Below are 17,859 nucleotides of genomic sequence, written 5' to 3'. Positions count from 1 at the left end.
TGTTCAGGATCGCCATGCCGCACCGTGCGGGAAGGCGTAGTCGCGCAGCGAGGTTTCCTTCATCTCCGCGGAGAAGCCCGGCGCCAGCGGGGCGATGTAGCGGCCCCCGCGTATCACCACGGGGTCGACGAAGTGCTCGTGCAGGTGATCGACGAACTCGATGGCGCGGTCTTCCTTCTTGCCGGTGATCGCCACGAAGTCGGCCATCGCCAGGTGCTGCACCAGCTCGCACAGGCCCACGCCGCCGGCGTGCGGGAACACGCGCACGCCGTGCTTGGCGGCCATCAGCAGGATGGCGAGGTTCTCGTTGACGCCGCCCACGCGCGCGGCGTCGATCTGCACCAGGTCCACCGCGCCGGCCTGGAACAGCTGCTTGAACACCACCCGGTTGTGGGTGTGCTCGCCGGTGGACACCGGCATCGGCGCAGCCGCGCGGCGGATCGCCGCGTGGCCGAGGATGTCGTCGGGGCTGGTCGGCTCCTCGATCCAGGCGATGTCGAAGGCGATGAGTTGCTTGAGCCAGGCGATGGCGTCGGGCACGTCCCAGCGCTGGTTGGCGTCGATGGCGATGGCGATGTCCGGGCCGACCGTTGCGCGCGCGAGGCGGCAGCGGCGCACGTCGTCCGCCGCATTCAGGCCCACCTTGAGCTTGATCGTGCGGAAGCCGGCGGCGACCGCCTCGCGGGCCAGCCGCTGCATCTTCTCATCGCCGTAGCCCAGCCAGCCCGGCGAGGTGGTGTAGGCGGGATAGCCTTCGGCCAGCAACTGCTCGATGCGTTGCTGCCGGTGCGGCACCGCCGCGCGCAGGATCGCCAGCGCCTCGTCGGGCGTCAGCGCGTCGCTCAAGTAGCGGAAGTCGACGGCGGCGACGATGTCCTCCGGCGGCAGCTCGGCGATGTAGCGCCACAGTGGCTTGCCGGCAAGGCGCGCGGCGAGGTCCCAGGCGGCGTTGATCACCGCGCCGATCGCCATGTGCATCACGCCCTTCTCCGGGCCGAGCCAGCGCAATTGCGAGTCGCCGGTGAGGCGCTTTGCGAAGCCGCCGAGGTCGTTGACGATGGCGTCGACGGAGAGGCCTTCGACGTGCCCGGCCAGCGCGTCCAGCGCCGCCTTCTGCACGTCGTTGCCACGGCCGATGGTGAACACGAAGCCATGGCCCGCCACGCCGGGATGGTCGGTACGCAGCGTGGCGCAGGCGGCCGAGTAGTCCGGGTCGGGATTCATCGCGTCCGAGCCGTCCAGTTCCCGCGAGGTGGGAAAGCGCACGTCGAGCGTGTCCAGCGCCACGATGCGCGCGGCGCGGACGTCGGGAGCGGAGGCCGCGAGGTTCATGCCGGCACCGTGTCGTCGTAGGCGACGGTGCGCTGGCGCTGCCGGCCCAGGCCGGCTATGCCCAGCTCCATCACGTCGCCGGGGCGCAGGTACCGCGGCGGCTTCTGGCCCAGGCCCACGCCCGCCGGCGTGCCGGTGCTGATGATGTCGCCCGGCTGCAGGGTCATGTAGCGGCTGACGTAGCTCACCAGCTCGGCCACGCCGAAGATCATGTTGCGCGTGTTGCCGTCCTGGTAGCGGTGGCCATTGACCTCCAGCCACAGCGCGAGGTCCTGCGGGTCGGCCACCTCGTCGGCGGTAAGCAGCCACGGGCCGATCGGGCCGAAGGTGTCGCAGCTCTTGCCCTTCACCCACTGGCCGCCGTGTTCCAGCTGGAAGGCGCGCTCGGACAGGTCGTTCACCACCAGGTAGCCGGCGACGTGGGCCAGCGCGTCCTCGACGCGCACGTGGCGTGCGGTGTCGCCGATCACCACGCCCAGCTCCACTTCCCAGTCGGTCTTGACCGAGCCCTTCGGGATGACCACGTCGTCGTTCGCGCCCATGATGGTGCTGGTGGCCTTCATGAACAGGATGGGCTGCGTGGGCGGCTCCGCGCCGGTCTCGGCGGCGTGGTCGGTGTAGTTCAGGCCCACGCAGATCATCTTGCCCACGTGCGCCACCGGCGCGCCATAGCGTGGCGCGCCGGTCACTTCCGGCAGCGTGGCCGGGTCGATGGCGGCGAGCCGCGCGCGGCCGACATGCACGAGCGCGCCGGCGTCGATGTCGCTGACGTGGGCGGAGAGGTCGCGCAGCCTGCCTTGCGCGTCGATCAGGCCGGGGCGCTCATGGCCGAGGGCGCCGTAACGGACGAGCTTCATGAAGGTATCCCGTGCTCAGTTGGACCAGCCGCCGTCCACGACGTGGACGGTGCCGGTGGTGAAGGAGGATTCGTCGGAGGCGAGATACAGCGCGAGCGCGGCGATCTCCTCCGGCGTGCCGAGGCGGCCCATCGGCTGGCGGTCGGTGAAGCTCTTCCACACCGCCTGCTCGTCGCCGCCCAGCGCGCGCACGCGCTCGCCCAGCGACGGCGTCTTCACCGTGCCGGGACAGATCGCGTTGCAGCGCACGCCGCGCGCGACGTAGTCCGCGGCGATCGAACGGGTGAGGCCGATCACCGCGGCCTTGGTGGTGCCGTAGGCGAAGCGGTTGGGCACGCCCTTGATGCTGGACGCCACCGAGGCCATGTTGACGATGCTGCCGCGGCCGCGTTCCAGCATCGCCGGCAGCACCGCGCGGCACAGCCGGAACATGCTGTCCACGTTGATGCTGAACGAGCGGCGCCAGCTGTCCTCGTCGGTATTCAGGATGGTGCCCGCATGCACGTAGCCGGCGCAGTTGAACAGCACGTCGAAGGCCTCGTGGCGGGCGACCAGCTGGCGGATGTCGTCGGCGCGGGTGACGTCGAGCACCTGCGTCCCGATCGTGGAATGCTCCGCCGCCAGGGCGGACAGCGCCTGCGCATCGATGTCGGTGGCCAGCACGCGCGCGCCTTCCCGTGCGAAGGCGATGGCGGTGGCCCGGCCGATGCCGGCGCCGGCCGCGGTGACCAGGGCATGCTTGCCTGCCAGCCGGGCGCTCATGGGGACGGACTTCCGGCGTGGTGCAGGGCGTGGACGCGGTTCATGCGCTGGCTCCTTCGGGGCTGGGGCGGGGAATGTCGGGCCATCGGTAGAAGGCCCGGGCGTTGTGGCCGAAGACCTGCGGCGCGGCGTCCGGCGCGAACCGCCGCACGAGCCCGCGCGCCAGCGCGAGCCAGTGGGCGAAGTCGCCGTGCGTGGTCAGCACCGGCCAGTCGCTGCCCCAGATCAGCCGGGCCGGGCCGAAGCAGGCGAACAGGTGCTCCGCGTAGCGGTCGATGGCGCTTTCGGGCATGCCGGGCGCCAGCTGGGTGAGCAGGCCGGAAAACTTGCAATGGAGGTTCGGCAGCTTGGCGAGCCGCTCGATGTGCGCCGCCCACGCATCGAACGATCCGTGCGCGATGTCGGGCTTGCCGGCGTGGTCGAGCACGGCGCGCAGGTGCGTTTCGCGCGCCAGCCGCTGGTGCAGGGCGGGCATGTGCGGCGGGCGGACCAGCGCATCGAAGGCCAGGTCGCATTCCTGCAGGCAGTCGAAGGCCGCATCCAGCGCGGGCCGAGCCAGCCAGCCGGGGTCGGGGATGTCCTGCGCCATCGGGCGCAGGCCGAGCAGGAGGCCGCCGCCGTCGCGTACCAGCGCGCGGATGCGCGCACGCACGTCGGGCGCCTCGAAATCGACCCAGCCGACCACGCCGGCGACGTTGCCGTCCGCGCGGGCCAGTTCGAACAGGAAGCGCGTTTCCGCCTCGGTGGGGGCGGCCTGCACCAGGATGCTGTCCTGGACGCCGGCGGCGATGCGCTGCGACCGCAGGTCGACCGGCAGGAAATCGCGGCGCAGGGCGGCAGGGGCATGCCGGAGCCAGCCGTAGTCGCCGCGCGCGACGCGCCAGCAGTGCTGATGGGCGTCGACCAGGCTCATGGCGCGGCCGCGCCGGCGTCGAGCAGGCCGTCCTCGCGCAGTTGCCGCCACAGCGCCGCCGGGATCGGCGCGCCCACGCGCTGCACAGCGCTGTCCACCTCGGCCGGCGAGCGCAGGCCGCAGACCACGGTGGCGACGGCGGGGTGGGCCAGCGGAAACTGCAGCGCGGCGGCGCCGACCTCGACGCCGTGCCGTGCGCAGATGTCGTAGAAGCGCTGCGCCCGCGCCCGGACGGTGGCGCCGGCGGGGGCGTAGTTGTAGGTGTGCCCGGGCGTGCCGGGCGCGCCGAGCAGGCCGGAGTTGTACGGGCCGGCCACCATCACGGCGACGTTCCGCCGGATGGCCAGCGCCATCACGCGGACGCTGTCGTGCTGCTCGAACAGGGTGTAGCGACCCGCCAGCATGATCGTGTCGAGCTCGAAGGCCGGCATCACTTCGAGGCATACCGCTTCTTCGTTGACGCCGAGGCCGATCGCGCGGCAGACGCCCTGGTCGCGCAGCTCGGCCAGGGTCGGCAGCGACTCGTCCAGCGCCTGCCGCAGCACGGCGGCATGGCGCTCGCCGTGGGTCAGCGCGCCGATGTCGTGCAGCAGCAGGATGTCGATGTGGTCGGTGCGCAGGCGCTGCAGGCTGGCCTCGACCGAGCGCAGGATGCCGTCGCGGCTGTAGTCGAAGACGGCCTGGCGCCCTTCCACGGCGAAGCCGTCATCGCGCGTCCGCGGCCGGTCGGCGTCGAGGACCCGCCGGCCGACCTTGCTGGACAGCGTGTAGCTGTCGCGCGGCCAGGCCGCGAGCGCCTGGCCGAGCCGCGATTCGCCGAGGCCATAGCCGTAGTAGGGCGCCGTGTCGAAATGCCGGATGCCTTGCCGCCAGGCGCACTCCACGGCGTCGAGCGCGTCCTGCTCGGCCACGCTGGCGTAGAGGTTGCCGATGGGTGCGCCGCCGAAGGAAAGCCGGGGCAGGCGGGGCATCCGGGCGTTCCGCCGCCATGCGCCGGGCTTGCTGCGATCGTCGCGGATGTCCGCCTGCGCCATGTCCGTACCCCGTCATCGTGCCGCTGCCGCGCGCGCGGCCGGTGGCCTGGGTAGTGTGCACATATGAAAAGTAAATTTACAAGTGATCTCGAGCGGGCGCAGCACGGCAATCGCCTTGCATGTTGCACTGCAACTTGTCACGATTGAAACAAATATGAACTATAAGTTTGCATGTGAATAGCGGCGCCTCGCCGGGCAGGGGGAAGCCCGACGGCTGTCGTGATCACCGGGAGGGAACATGCGGAACCCGATTCGCCCAGGTAGCGACATGGCACGTGCGCCGGTCCGGCGTGCGGGACGAGGCGTGGCATGAGCGCCGGCGACCCGGTGCCCACGATGGCGCGAAACGCACCCGGCGCGGAGGGTACGCGGGCCGGAGGCGCCTTCGCCGGGGGGCAGCAGGCTTTCCTCGCCGCCGACGTCGGCGGCACGCACGCGCGCCTCGGCCTGATCGGTTTCGCGGGGCGGAGCGAACCGAGCGTGCTGGCGAGCCGGGTCTACCGCTGCGCCGACCACGCGGGCCTGGATGCCATCGTGCGCGCCTTCTGCGAGCAGTTCGCGATACGGCCGCACGGCCTTGCGCTCGCGTGCGCGGGGTTCCTGCACGATGGTCGCGTGGTCAACAGCAACCTGGCGTGGCCCATCGTGCCGTCGGTCCTCGAGCAGGGGCTGGCGCTCGACGAAGTCTGCGTGCTGAATGATTTCGAGGCGCTGGCGCATGCCACCGCCCATATCGGCGGGGACGGCTCGATGCCGCTGCACGTGCCGCAGCACGCGGATGGCATTTCCGCCGGCCCCGTCGTGATCGTCGGGCCGGGTACCGGGCTCGGGGTCGCCGTGCGCCTGCCCGGCCCGTCGCCGCGCGTGCTGGCGACCGAGGCGGGGCATGTCCAACTGGCGGCCCGCGCCGGACGCGAGCAGCAGGTGCTGTGCGAGCTGGCGGTTCCCGATACGCATGTGCCCTGCGAACGGGTCCTGTCCGGCCCCGGCCTTCTGCGCCTGTACCGCGCGCTGTGCAGCCTCGAGCGGCAACCTCCCGTGTTCGACGAGCCCGCGGCGGTGACCGCGGCGGCCTGCGCCGGCGAGGACGGGGTGGCGACCGAGGCGTTGCGGCTGTTCTGCGGCTGGCTCGGTTCCTTCGCCGGCGACCTGGCGATGCTGTACGGCGCGAGCGGCGGCGTCTACCTGGCCGGCGGCTTCCTGTCGCGGATGATCGGGTTCATGCGGGACAGCGCTTTCGTCGACCGTTTTCTGGACAAGGGCGTCATGCGTCCTTTCCTGCAGACGGTGCCGGTGCACGTGGTGGACCACGGGATGCTCGGGGTGATCGGCGCCGCGAGCTGGATGATGGAACGCCATGGGTCTGCACCACCCGTCCGCCTGGCTTGAAGCGGGCACACGGGAGGGTTTCACGATGACGAACGGGGAACGGTGGCGATGAGCACGGCGCGCACAGGCGGGAAAGCGATGGCCAGCGGCATGCGGGCGGGCATGGCGATGGCGTTCGCCTTCCTGGCCGGCGCGGCGGTCGCCGCGGATGCGCCGCCCGGCGCGCCGCCGCCCGACGCGGCGACGATCGAGCGGCAATGGGTGGCCGCCAACCGTCCCTACGACGCCGCGCGCCGCGCGATCCTCGGGCAGACCCGCAAGCTGGCCTGGCAGGGCCCCATGGTGCCGGACTGGCAGAGCCTGACGGCCTATCGCGCGCCCGAGTGGTACCGCGACGCCAAGTTCGGCATCTTCATCCACTGGGGCGTGTACTCGGTGGCGGCCTACAAGGGCGAGTGGTACCCGCGCCACATGTACGAGCGCAGCGGCCAGTACGCCGACTACTACCGGCACCAGGTAGCCACCTACGGGCCGATGCCGAAGGTCGGCTACAAGGATCTGATCCCGCGCTTCAAGGCCGGGCATTTCGACCCGCAGGCCTGGGCCCGGCTGTTCCGCGAGGCCGGCGCGCGTTTCGTGGTGCCGGTGGCCGAGCACCATGACGGCTTCGCCATGTACGACTCGAAGCTGTCGGACTGGACGGCGGTGAAGATGGGGCCGCACCGCGACGTGATCGGCGAGCTGGCCAGGGCGGTCCGGGCGCAGGGCATGAAGCTGGGGCTGTCCTCGCACCGCGCCGAGCACGACTGGTTCTTCGAGTACGGCCGCACTTTCGACTCCGACGTCAACGACCCGCGCTATGCCGCGCTGTACGGTCCCGCGCATCCGCTGCTGTCGGCCCGGGGCGAGGACGGGCGGGAGGTGGACTGGACCTTCGTCTCCGACGCCTACCTCGACGACTGGCTGGCGCGGTCCTCGGAGATCGTGGACGACTACCACCCGGACCTGATGTATTTCGACTGGTGGGTGGGCCAGCCGCGCTTCCGCGGCGCGCTGGCCGAGTTCGCCGCGTTCTTCTACAACCAGGCCGCGGCGCGCGGTCAGGGCGTGGTGCTCGACTACAAGCTCGACGACATGCGCCCCGGCACCGGCACCATGAACATCGAGCGCGGCCAGGCGGCGGACATCCGCGCCGAGCCCTGGCAGACCGAGACCTCGGTCAGCCCCGATTCGTGGGGCTACGCCGAGGGCGACACCTACAAGACGCCGGACGAGATCGTGGGCCTGCTCGCCGACGTGGTGAGCAAGAACGGCGACCTGCTGCTCAACGTCGGGCCGAAGGCCGACGGCACCATCCCGCCGCAGGCGCGCGGCATCCTGCTCGCGGTCGGCAGCTGGCTGAAGGCCAACGGCGAGGCGATCTACGGCACGCGGCCGTGGACGCGCTTCGGCGAGGGCCCCACGCAGGTGGTCGCGGGCACCATGCAGGACACCAAGACCAAGCCTTACACGGCGGAGGATTTCCGCTTCACCACCAGGGGTGGAAAGTTGTACGCGATCGAGCTGGGCTGGCCACGGGACGGGCGGGCGCTGATCCATTCGATTGGCCCGGCGACGAAGGTGAAGTCGGTGACGCTGCTGGCGACCGGCCAGCCGGTGGCCTTCCGCCAGCGGCCCGACGGCCTGCAGCTGGACCTGCCGGCGCGGCCGGAGGGCGTGCACGCCTATGCCTACCGGATCGTGCTGGCCGATGCGGCCGGGGCGGCGCCGTGAAGCGCTTCTGGCCGTGGCTGCTGTGCCTGGCGCTGTCGCCGGGCCTGCACGCGCACGCGCCGAGCGCGCTGTTCTACATGACGGGCACGCAGAAATCGATCGGCGACTTCGCCGCGCACGCGGACAAGGTCGACGTGCTGGTGCCGACCTGGTACGACGTGGATGCCGATGGCCTGGTTTCCGGGCAGCCCAATCCCTACGTGCTGGAGGTCGCCCGTGCGCACGGGGTGACGCTGATGCCGATCGTCTCGGCGGGCGGCGACCGCGCGGCGTTCCACCGGCTGCTGGGCAACGCGAAGGGCAGGCAGGCGATGATCGCCTCGCTGGTCCGGCAGGCGGGGCTTTACGGGTTCGCCGGGTTCCAGTTCGATTTCGAGAACATCGCCTGGACCGACCGCGACGCGCTGACCGCGCTGGTGCGCGAGGCCGCCGCCGCGCTGCACCGGCAGGGCCTGCGGCTGTCGATGGCGGTGGTGCCGAACGCGCCCGGATATCCCGGCGGCGGCGCCTTCAGCAAGTGGATATGGGAATACTGGCGCGGCGCCTACGATCTCGAGGCGCTGGCGCAGGTGCTGGACCTGGTCTGCCTGATGACCTACGACCAGCATACGCGCTGGACCACGCCCGGCCCGGTGGCCGGCATGCCGTGGACGATGCGGCAGCTGCGCCATGCGCTGCAGGTGGTGCCCAGGTCGAAGCTCTCGCTGGGCATCCCTCTCTATGGCTACCACTGGTACGCCGGGAACCCGGTACACGTGGACGGCAGGGAATCGTCGAACATCGCCGCGGACTACATCGACGCCGGCGATTCGGTGGCGCTGGCACGGCAGTACGGCGCCACGGTGCAGTGGGATCCGCGCGAGCACGAGTCCTGGTTCTACTTCTACCGCGACCAGATGCGCGAATGGGTGTTCATGCCCGACGCGCATTCCTTCCGCGACCGCTACGAAGTGGTGAAGCAGGACGGCCTGCAGGGCTTCTGTTCCTGGGTGCTGGGGGCCGAGGACCCGGCGGTGTGGAGCGAGCTGCCCGAGGCCAGGCATGCGTCGCGGGGGTAGCGCCGGCCGTGGGCCTCGGAGGGCGGCTGCCGGTGCGTGGTGGAGGTGTGCGGGATCTGGAGCCGTGCAAAGGGTGGTAAGGGCCTTCGGACGAGGCCTGCTGGCAGGTGGAGTGGAAGGTTGGGCAAGCGCCTATCGGTACCGGGGAAGGGGCCCGGGGCCTCACATCACATAATCGGGTTCAACGGGGAGAGCAAAGTCATGAGCAACATCCATTTTCGTCGCAGTGTGTTGGCCAGCGCCCTGGCGCTGGCGTTGTCCGGTCCTCAGGCCTTCGCGCAGTCGGCGCCGTCCGGCGGCGATCAGGCGCCCGCGCAGCAGGCGTCGTCGGGCCCGAAGTCGAACGGGGCCGACAAGGACAAGGCAGTCAAGCTGAAGGGGATCACCGTCACCGGTTCGATGATCCCCCGCGTGGAGGTGGAGGGAGCGGCCCCCGTGGTCACCATCACCGGCGCGCAGATTAAGCAGCAGGGCTTCACCACGCTGTGGGAATTCCTCGATTCGCTGCCGCAGATGGGCCAGACGCAGGACCCGGCCAGCTGGGGTTCCACCTCGGTCAACGCGCGCTCGGTGAACCTGCGCAACCTGGGGCCCGGCTTCAGCCTGCTGATGATCGACGGCCATCGCGTGGTGGACTACCCGCAGCCGATGAACTCGCAGAGCAACTTCCAGAACTACAACAACCTGCCCACCGGCATGATCGATCGCGTCGAGATCCTGGCTTCCGGCGCCTCGTCGATCTACGGTTCGGACGCGGTGGCGGGCGTGGTCAACGTGATCCTGAAGAAGAACTACCAGGGCGACCAGTTGCAGGTCACCGGCGGCGGCGCCACCCGCGGCGCGCGCCGGTACGGCGACGTCAACTTCTTCGGCGGCAAGTCCGGCGACAACTGGCACATCCTCTACAACGTGGAGAAGTCCAACCGCACGGCGCTGTGGGGCATGGACCGGCCGTACCAGGACTCGGTGTCCTCCGCGGGCTACGGTTCCTGGGGGCCTGCCGCCCGCATGTTCGGCTACCAGTACGACGCGGCCGGTGCCACCGCGCTCTCCGCGAGGGACGGCAACGGCCACTACCTCACGCCGCCGGCGGGCACCTGCTCGAAGTTCACCAATTCCCAGCTGAGCCAGTCGCATACCGTCACCACCAACGGCACCCAGATCACCGGCGTGACCAGCAACGGCTACTACTGCTCGCAGCCCGCCCTGTTCCAGAACTGGGTGCTGACGCCGGGCAGCCGCAGCAACAACGGCTACCTGGGCGGCGAGTACGACTTCAGCAACGGCCTGCAGCTCTACGGCTCGGCGGCGCTGTACGACACGGTGGGCATTTCCAACACCCAGCTGTGGGGCACCGGCACGGGCGCGTTCTACGACCAGACCACGGGCAAGGTCATCAGCCAGGCCATCCGCCAGTTCACCGCGCGGGAAATGGGCACCTCGGGCAACACCCACGACCGCGAGCAGAACTGGAACATCCAGGCCGGCCTGCGCGGCACCCTGTTCGACGGCAACTTCAACTGGGACCTCAACCTTAGCACCCAGAAGTACATCGTGCGCGAGGACTACACGGCCTTCAACCAGGCGGCCGTGAACAATTTCTTCCTCGGGCCGCAGCTGGGTACCACCACGGTCTCGGGCTACAGCGCCATCAACAACGGCGGGTCGGCGACCCTTCCCGTCTATGCCATGAACTGGTCGCAGTGGTGGAATCCCTTCACGCCGCAGCAGTACAGCCAGTTCGCCGTCAACGGTGAGAACACCGCCTCGTCGTGGCTGGACCAGGCGCAGTTCAACATCAACGGCGACCTGTTCACCATCCCCTGGGCCGACGGCCAGTCGGTGGGGTGGGCGGCGGTGTTGGAAGCGGCGCACAACGGCTTCCTGCTCTCGCCCGATCCGCGCGGCAACGACCCGTCGACGTTCGTGAACCCGTTCTATGCGAACAACACCGGCGGCGGCAACCGGCAGCGCTTCTCGCTGGGCACCGAATTCCGCGTGCCGGTGCTGGCATCGCTGACCTGGACCCTCTCCGGCCGCCTGGACAAGTACCGCGACGCCAGCAGCGCCGACATCGCGCGCACCTGGGGCACCGGCATCGAATGGCGTCCGTACGACGGCCTGCTGCTGCGCGGCAGCTACGGCACCAACTTCAAGGCGCCTGACATGCAGGCGATCTACCAGACCGGTTCCACCATCCCGGTGGGCATCTACGAGGACTACCTGAGCTGCATCAACGCCATCAAGGGTGGCGATACCAACAACACGTGGTGCAACGGCAACATCCAGCGCCCGCAGTCGCAGTACTACACCCAGTACACCGACGGCAGCCGCCTGCTGCTGCCGCAGACCGGCCACTCCTGGACCTACGGCTTCGTGTGGCAGGTCCCGGGCGTGCAGGGCCTGTCGGTGTCGGCCGACTACTGGCACATGGGCGTGGACAACACCATCGAATACCTCGACCAGGGCACCATCCTGCAGGACGAGGCCGGCTGCCTCACCGGTGTGGAACCGGTCGGCTCGACCGGGCTGGCGCCGTACACCCGCTACCCGCAGGGTTCGGAGTACTGCAAGATGGTGGAGGGGATGGTCCAGCGCAATGCGGCGGGCAACATCGTCTCGGTGCACTCCGGCCCGATCAACGTCGCCTCGACGTACGTGAGCGGCGTGGACGCCACGCTGGACTACAAGCTGCATACCGAGGACCACGGCGACTTCCGCGCCAACGTCATCTACACCGACAACCTTTCCTACAAGAACCGCACCGTGGCCAGCGACCCGCTGGTCAACACGCGCTACCAGCGCGTGGCGAGCAAGGTCACGTGGATCGGTGACTGGACCAAGGGCGACTGGAACGTGTCGGTCTCCGGCGAGCGCGTCGGTACCCTGCGCGCGCCGGGCTACGGCGGCTGCGAGGTGCTGGCCAACGGCACCTTCCCGAACCTGGGCGACGCCGATTGCACGGTCTACAAGGGCCACGTCCCGGTGTGGATCGTCTGGAACGGCTCGGTTGGCTGGCGGATCACCCCGAAGATCAAGGTGACCTACACCGTGTCCAACATCTTCGACAAGGTGGCTGCGATCCCCTATTACGCCGGCGGCTTCGAGTTCGTCACGACAGGGCAGAGCGCCAGCGAGTACAACGGCCGCGAGATGTTCCTCACGCTGGACTACACGTTCGACTGATCCCTTTCGGGTTCGACCGGCCCCGGCTTCGGCCGGGGCCGTTTTTCCGCAGATGAAGGAACCACCATGTCGACGCGATTCATCGTCCTGCTGCTTGGCCTGGGGCTGGCCAGCGGCGCATGCGCGGCCGGCGCGCAGCTCGCACTGGTGCCGCAACCGCGGCACCTCGTCGTCGGCACGGGCCATTTCGTGCTCGAATCCCGCGACGCCGTCGCTGCACCGGGCGACGCGCGCGCGCAGGAGATCGCCCGCTTCCTCCGCGACGCGGTCCGTGCGCAGACCGGCATCGCGCTGCCTCCGGCCCGCGGAGGCAAGGCGCGCATCGTGCTGCGCATCGATCCCTCCATCGCCGGCGGCGACGAGGCCTACCGGCTCGACGTCGCGCCCGCGCGGGTGCTGATCGCGGCGCCGTCCGACCGCGGCCTGTTCTGGGGCGTGCAGACCCTGCGCCAGCTGCTGCCGGTGGAGAGATCGGCGCAAGTGGAGATTCCCGCCGTGCGCATCGAGGACGCGCCGGCCTATGCCTGGCGCGGCGTGATGCTGGACGTCAGCCGGCATTTCTATCCGGTGAGCTTCGTCGAGAAGCAGCTCGACCTGCTCAGCTACTACAAGATCAACACCTTCCACTGGCACCTCACCGACGACCAGGGCTGGCGCATCCAGATCAGGCGCTACCCGAAGCTCACCAGCATCGGCGCATGGCGCACCGAGGCGGACGGCACGCGCTACGGCGGCTACTACACCCAGGCGCAGATCCGCGAGGTGGTGGACTACGCGCGCAAGCGCAACATCACGGTGATCCCCGAGATCGAGATGCCGGGGCACAGCGTGGCGGCGATCGCGGCCTACCCGGAGCTTTCCTGCAGCGGCAAGCCCGTGCCGGTGGCGACCACCTGGGGCGTGTTCAGCGACATCGACTGCGTGGGCAAGCCGGCCACCTTCACCTTCCTCGAGAACGTGCTGGACGAGGTGCTGCCGCTGTTCCCGTCGCCGTACGTGCACATCGGCGGCGACGAGACGCCCAAGGTCGCCTGGCACGATTGCGCCTCCTGCCAGGCGCTGATGCACCAGCTGGGGCTGAAGGATGAAGACGGCCTGCAGAGTTACTTCATCAAGCGCATCCAGACGTACCTCGAGGGCAAGGGCAAGACCCTGGTCGGCTGGGACGAGATCCTCGAGGGCGGTGCCGACACGCATGCCGTGATCGAGGCCTGGCGCGGCGCGGACGAGCAGGCCAAGGCGCTGGCCAACGGCAACCGCGTGGTGGTTGCCGGGCCGTTCTACATCGACCGCGCGCTGGATTCGCTGACGGTGCAGGACGTGTTTCGCACCGACATCGCCAACGACAGCCAGCCGGGCGACGCGAAGGCGGACGCCGCGGTGTTCGTGGCGCACCGTGCGCAGCTGCTGGGCGCCGAGGCGCCGTTGTGGAGCGAGCGCGCGAACCCGTACAACGCCGAGTCCAGGCTGTACCCGCGCGTGTTGGCCTTCGCCGAGAACCTGTGGCGCGGCGACGCGCACACCGACGCCGACTGGGCAGATTTCCAGCAGCGCCTGCAGGCGCAGTACCCGCGGCTGGATGCCTGGCACGTGGCCTACGGCCCGGCGGATCGTGCGGTGGTGAAGTACGCGATCGACACGGCAGACGGTGGCGGCTGGCAGTTGCATGCGCAGCGCGGCTTCGACGACCTGGTGAACCGCTATACCGTCGACGGCAGCACGCCCACCGCCGGCTCGCCATCGTTCACCGACAGCGTGGCGGTGCACCACGCCGGCACGCTGAAGGTAGTGCCGTTCCGCAAGGGGCTGCGCTACGATAACCCGGTGAACTTCACCCTGGTGGACAACCTCGCCACCGGCAAGCCGCTCAGCCTGGCCCAGCCGCCTTCGCAGAGGTACGCCCCCGCCGGCGCGCTGACCGACGGCGTGCTGGGCAGCGGCGATTTCCGCGACGGGCAGTGGACCGGCTGGAACGACCACGACATCGACGCTCGCATTGACCTGCAGAAAGCCACGGCTATCCATTCGATTGCCGTCGATTTCCTGCAGGACACCGGCTCGCGCATCCTGCCGCCACGGACGGTGAGCTTCCAGGTCTCGGGCGACGGCCAGCACTGGACCACGCTGCAGACCGAGCAGCCGCAGGCCAACCTGATGAATCCGCAGCCGACGGGATACCACCTGGCGTACAAGGCGACCAGGCCGTTGAGCGCGCGCTACGTCCGCGTCACCGCAAGCCGCTACGCCACCGTGCCGGCCGGCTTCCCCGACGGCGCCGCCAACACCTGGCTGTTCGCGGACGAGATCCTGGTGAAATAGCCCGGGACGGGCGTGCGGCGAGGTCAGGATCATCCAAGCGCGCAGGGATCGCCTCCGGCAGACTGGTGCGAAACCGGCTGACGGAGGCGAGCAGGCATGTCGGGAGCATCGGACATCAGCATCGCGCCGGCCCGCTTCCCCGCGGACGGCGAGGTGGTGCGCGGTCTGTTCGCGGAATACGCGGACAGCCTCGGCATCGATCTTTCCTTCCAGGGCTTCGCGGCGGAGCTGGCGCAGCTGCCCGGCAAGTACGCGCCGCCGCCGGGCGACATCCTGCTCGCCCGCGACGCCGCGGGCACGGTGTTGGGCTGTGTGGCGCTGCGACCCACCGCGTGGCCGGGCACGGCCGAGATGAAACGCCTGTACCTGCGCCCCGCCGCGCGCGGGCAGGCACTGGGACGCCGGCTGGCGGAGGCGATCCTCGCCCGCGCCCGCGAGGCCGGCCATGCGCGCGTGGTGCTGGACACGCTGGCCAGCATGCATGCCGCACGGCGGCTGTACGCGGAGCTGGGTTTCCGCGAGGTGCCGCCGTACTACGACAACCCGCTGCCGGGCACGCTGTACATGGCGCTGGATCTGGATTGAGCGCCGCTATTGCTAAACGCCAACCCGATGGACACCAAAAACCAGGCCTGCTGGACACCGGCGCCAGCCTGAACCCCCGACCTGGGCGCGGTGGGTCTTGCCAACACGAAAACACCGCAGCCACCGTGCTGTCGGGCCGGTCTGTTTCCATGCCGAGTGTTAGTTGTAGGATGCCCAAGCCAATCGACCAAGGAGGTCACAATGGACGGCACTCACGGGCCACGACGCCCCACCTTCCCTGTTCGCATCGTCCCCCTCGCCGCCCTCGGCGCCCGCACCAACCTCGGCGGTGTCATCGCCACTGCCACCAGCGAGATCGTGATCGATGGCGTGCCGCTCGCCACCGTGGGCGACACGGTGCACCACCCAGAGTACGGCGATACCACCCTCATCACCGGCTGCGGCGAAGCCATGAAGTGGTGCGACAAGTCGCTGGCCTGCGCGGGCAGCCTGACCGGGCGCGAAGGCGAGTTCATCGTGGACACGAGGCAATACCGGCTCGTGGCCATCGAATGCAACGACGGCCGTGTCGGCGTGATGGTGCTCGACCCGCAAGGCTTCAGCGACAGGGACGACCAATGAGCGGCGCGATCCGGCTGGGTGACAAGACCACGGGTGGCGGCACCGTCATCTCGTGCCAGTACGACGGCTTCTACATGGTCGAGGGAAAAGCCGGCGCCGTGGTGGGCGACAAAGCGACCTGTCAAAAGCATGGCGGCACCTTTTCCTTCGTGGAAGGCGACCCTCACAAGCGCGTCATGGGCCGGGGCATCGTGCATGAAGGCCACAAGCTGGCCTGCGGCTGCACGGCCATTTCCAGCACGCCCCTCTCGCATGTCGTGCATCCCTCGGCGCCGGTGACCTTCGCGCCCGTGCCCAGCCCGGCGCCCGCCGCGCTTGATCCGGCCTCCGCCAGCGCGGCCGCCACGCCGCCGACACCGGCCTCTCTCCCGGACAGCACCCAAGGCGACCAGGCCGAGCATGGGGGCGACTACTTCCTTAGGCTCTACATCCAAGGCGACGGCACCACCAGTGGCCAAGGCGACAACAGCGTCGCCTTGGCCACGGGCAGCGGCGACAGCGGCATGGTGCAGCGGGTGCAGGATGCGTTCTATGTCGCCTTGCAGGGTGCTTTGCAGCAGTTCACGGACGATCACTCTCACGCCTACGCCCAAGCCATCGAGCTGGACATCTTCGGCTTCTCGCGTGGCGCGGCCGAGGCGCGGCACTTCCTGCATGAGGTGAACCAGCGCGGCCTGGGCCCGCTGGGCGATGTTATCCCCGGCGCCAATCTCAAGCTCAAGCCGGGCTTCGCGTGGAAAACCGACCTGCGCGCCGGCTTCGTGGGCCTGTTCGACACCGTGTCGCATCTGGGCGCCTTGCCCGATACCTCCGTGGCGAGCAACGCGGCGAACGGCTTCTACCTGTGCCTGCCCGAAGGCTGCGCGACGCGCGGCGTGGTGCACCTCACCGCCCGCGACGAGTGCCGCGTCAACTTCCCGTTGACCTCGGCGGCGCCGCCGTACCATGACCTGCCGTTGCCTGGCGCGCATTCCGACATCGGCGGCGGCTACCTCGACGGCGCCGAGGAAGTGGTGTGGCTGATCCGTCCGATCCTCGGGCAGGACACGGGCACCGGTCCGCTGGAAACCACCCGACCCTACCGTGAAGCGCAGAAGCAGCTCGCCCGGTTGCAGGCGCAAGACCCGGCCAATGCCGCCGCCCTGCGCGTGCACGCCTGGTCCGTCGCCACCACGCCGGACGCCTACCGCACTTCCCTGTGGGGCGGCATGCCGACCCGGACCGTGGCCGCCACCGTGGAGATGCGGCGCACCCTGTCCAACGCCTATGCGGGGGTTCCGTTACGGGCCATGTACACGTTGGCGATGCGGGCGGGCATCCCTTGGGCTCAGTCGCCCGACGATATGCCCAGCATGCACCTGCCTGACGAACTCTGGACGGTGCTTGCCCGCACGCTGTCCTATGTACAGGGCGGCGGGTCGTTCTACCTTAGCCCCGATGAGGAGCAGTTGCTGCGGCAGCGCTACCTGCATCACTCGGACGACTGGCACATCTCGAACGGCATGCTCTACATCAACCGCCCAACGGCAGACGGCAAGCGCGTCGTGCTATCCAACGAGGACAATGCATGAAACAAAGCCTGCTCTGGCTGTTCGGGTTGATGTTGGCATTGACCGCCTGCGCCAGCGAAACCCATTTGCCGTATCGAGCATGGCACCTCAGTTTCAGCTCAATAGCTCACATGTACGTGTGGGTGGAGGATGCCCAAGTCGTGGATGTAGCAGGAAAGCACTTCCATGGCCTTGGAGTAGGCTCTCTACAGAATAATAGTGACACCAGCCCGGCAGGCTGGGCATCCAGCTCAGGACGTGGACCCGGGTTCGACGTCCTCGGTGCGGCGCTCCCTGCGCAAATCTATGTGCGCTGGCAGTCGCTGGTGGAGCCACAGACCTACCAAGCCATCGTGGTTATCCCCGACTCGGTGCGCAAAATGATGCTGACGCAGGGGCCAAACAAACCGGAGTTCAAGCATCCCGTACCTGGGGCTTATTACTACAACCGCATCAACGTGGGCTTGGCTCCCGGTGGCTGTGAACCTGCCCCGCCAGAGCGGAGGCCAGGAAGCGATACTTTGATCGCACCCTGGAGGTTCCCATGCAACGCATTACCCGTCGTCGCTACACAGACGA

14 protein-coding genes are annotated in these 17,859 nt (G+C 69.2%); 9 read left to right on the top strand and 5 right to left on the bottom strand.

Annotated features, from left to right (window positions below; genetic code table 11):
- Positions 1-3: 3 nt before the first annotated feature.
- From QMK61_RS14760 to QMK61_RS14740, 5 genes are read right to left on the bottom strand one after another with little or no spacing between them, the layout of a single operon-like run.
- Positions 4-1,332, bottom strand: coding sequence for an enolase C-terminal domain-like protein (locus tag QMK61_RS14760; protein WP_302072993.1), 1,329 nt, complete (start codon positions 1,330-1,332; stop codon positions 4-6).
- Positions 1,329-2,189, bottom strand: a complete 861-nt coding sequence (locus tag QMK61_RS14755) for a fumarylacetoacetate hydrolase family protein (RefSeq protein ID WP_302072992.1) — start codon at positions 2,187-2,189, stop codon at positions 1,329-1,331. The genes QMK61_RS14760 and QMK61_RS14755 overlap by 4 nt, the downstream gene beginning before the upstream one ends.
- Before the next feature lie 15 nt (positions 2,190-2,204).
- Positions 2,205-2,951 (bottom strand): SDR family oxidoreductase, encoded by a 747-nt coding sequence (locus QMK61_RS14750; RefSeq protein WP_302072991.1) that lies wholly within the window; start codon positions 2,949-2,951, stop codon positions 2,205-2,207.
- A gap of 40 nt (positions 2,952-2,991) precedes the next feature.
- A complete protein-coding gene (locus QMK61_RS14745; RefSeq protein WP_302072990.1) occupies positions 2,992-3,864 on the bottom strand; it encodes an amidohydrolase family protein in 873 nt (290 codons plus the stop codon).
- Entirely contained in the window at positions 3,861-4,835 is a 975-nt protein-coding gene (locus tag QMK61_RS14740) for an aldo/keto reductase (RefSeq protein ID WP_302072989.1), read from the bottom strand. Before QMK61_RS14740 ends, QMK61_RS14745 begins: the two co-directional genes overlap by 4 nt.
- Before the next feature lie 372 nt (positions 4,836-5,207).
- Between QMK61_RS14740 and QMK61_RS14735 the strand changes: the two genes are divergently transcribed.
- The 9 genes from QMK61_RS14735 to QMK61_RS14695 form a co-directional block, all read left to right on the top strand.
- Complete coding sequence (locus QMK61_RS14735) at positions 5,208-6,287, top strand: glucokinase (protein ID WP_302072988.1); 1,080 nt, start codon at positions 5,208-5,210, stop codon at positions 6,285-6,287.
- Positions 6,288-6,335: 48 nt separating this feature from the next.
- Entirely contained in the window at positions 6,336-8,000 is a 1,665-nt protein-coding gene (locus QMK61_RS14730; RefSeq protein ID WP_302072987.1) for an alpha-L-fucosidase, read from the top strand.
- Positions 7,997-9,058: a glycosyl hydrolase family 18 protein gene (locus QMK61_RS14725; RefSeq protein WP_302072986.1), complete on the top strand. Its 1,062-nt coding sequence runs from the start codon at positions 7,997-7,999 to the stop codon at positions 9,056-9,058. The genes QMK61_RS14730 and QMK61_RS14725 overlap by 4 nt, the downstream gene beginning before the upstream one ends.
- Positions 9,059-9,259: 201 nt before the next feature.
- On the top strand, positions 9,260-12,244 hold the full coding sequence (locus QMK61_RS14720; RefSeq protein ID WP_302072985.1) for a TonB-dependent receptor: 2,985 nt from the start codon (positions 9,260-9,262) through the stop codon (positions 12,242-12,244).
- A gap of 66 nt (positions 12,245-12,310) precedes the next feature.
- The gene (locus tag QMK61_RS14715; protein ID WP_302072984.1) at positions 12,311-14,563 is read left to right on the top strand and encodes a family 20 glycosylhydrolase; all 2,253 of its coding nucleotides are present in this window, start codon (positions 12,311-12,313) and stop codon (positions 14,561-14,563) included.
- Between the two features lie 96 nt (positions 14,564-14,659).
- Positions 14,660-15,148, top strand: coding sequence for a GNAT family N-acetyltransferase (locus QMK61_RS14710; RefSeq protein WP_302072983.1), 489 nt, complete (start codon positions 14,660-14,662; stop codon positions 15,146-15,148).
- Between the two features lie 201 nt (positions 15,149-15,349).
- Complete coding sequence (locus tag QMK61_RS14705) at positions 15,350-15,730, top strand: PAAR domain-containing protein (protein ID WP_302072982.1); 381 nt, start codon at positions 15,350-15,352, stop codon at positions 15,728-15,730.
- Positions 15,727-17,301 carry a PAAR domain-containing protein gene (locus tag QMK61_RS14700; protein WP_302072981.1) on the top strand — a complete coding sequence of 525 codons (1,575 nt, stop codon included), beginning with the start codon at positions 15,727-15,729 and terminating at the stop codon, positions 17,299-17,301. Before QMK61_RS14705 ends, QMK61_RS14700 begins: the two co-directional genes overlap by 4 nt.
- The coding region (locus QMK61_RS14695) for a DUF2931 family protein (protein WP_302072980.1) at positions 17,298-17,859 on the top strand (562 nt) is incomplete at its 3' end. The genes QMK61_RS14700 and QMK61_RS14695, both read left to right, overlap by 4 nt.

It is taken from the genome of Fulvimonas sp. R45 (genome assembly GCF_030504985.1).
Taxonomy (GTDB): domain Bacteria; phylum Pseudomonadota; class Gammaproteobacteria; order Xanthomonadales; family Rhodanobacteraceae; genus Rhodanobacter_A.
Note: the sequence above shows the minus strand (reverse complement) of the source record. Positions and strands in the feature narration are given on the sequence as shown.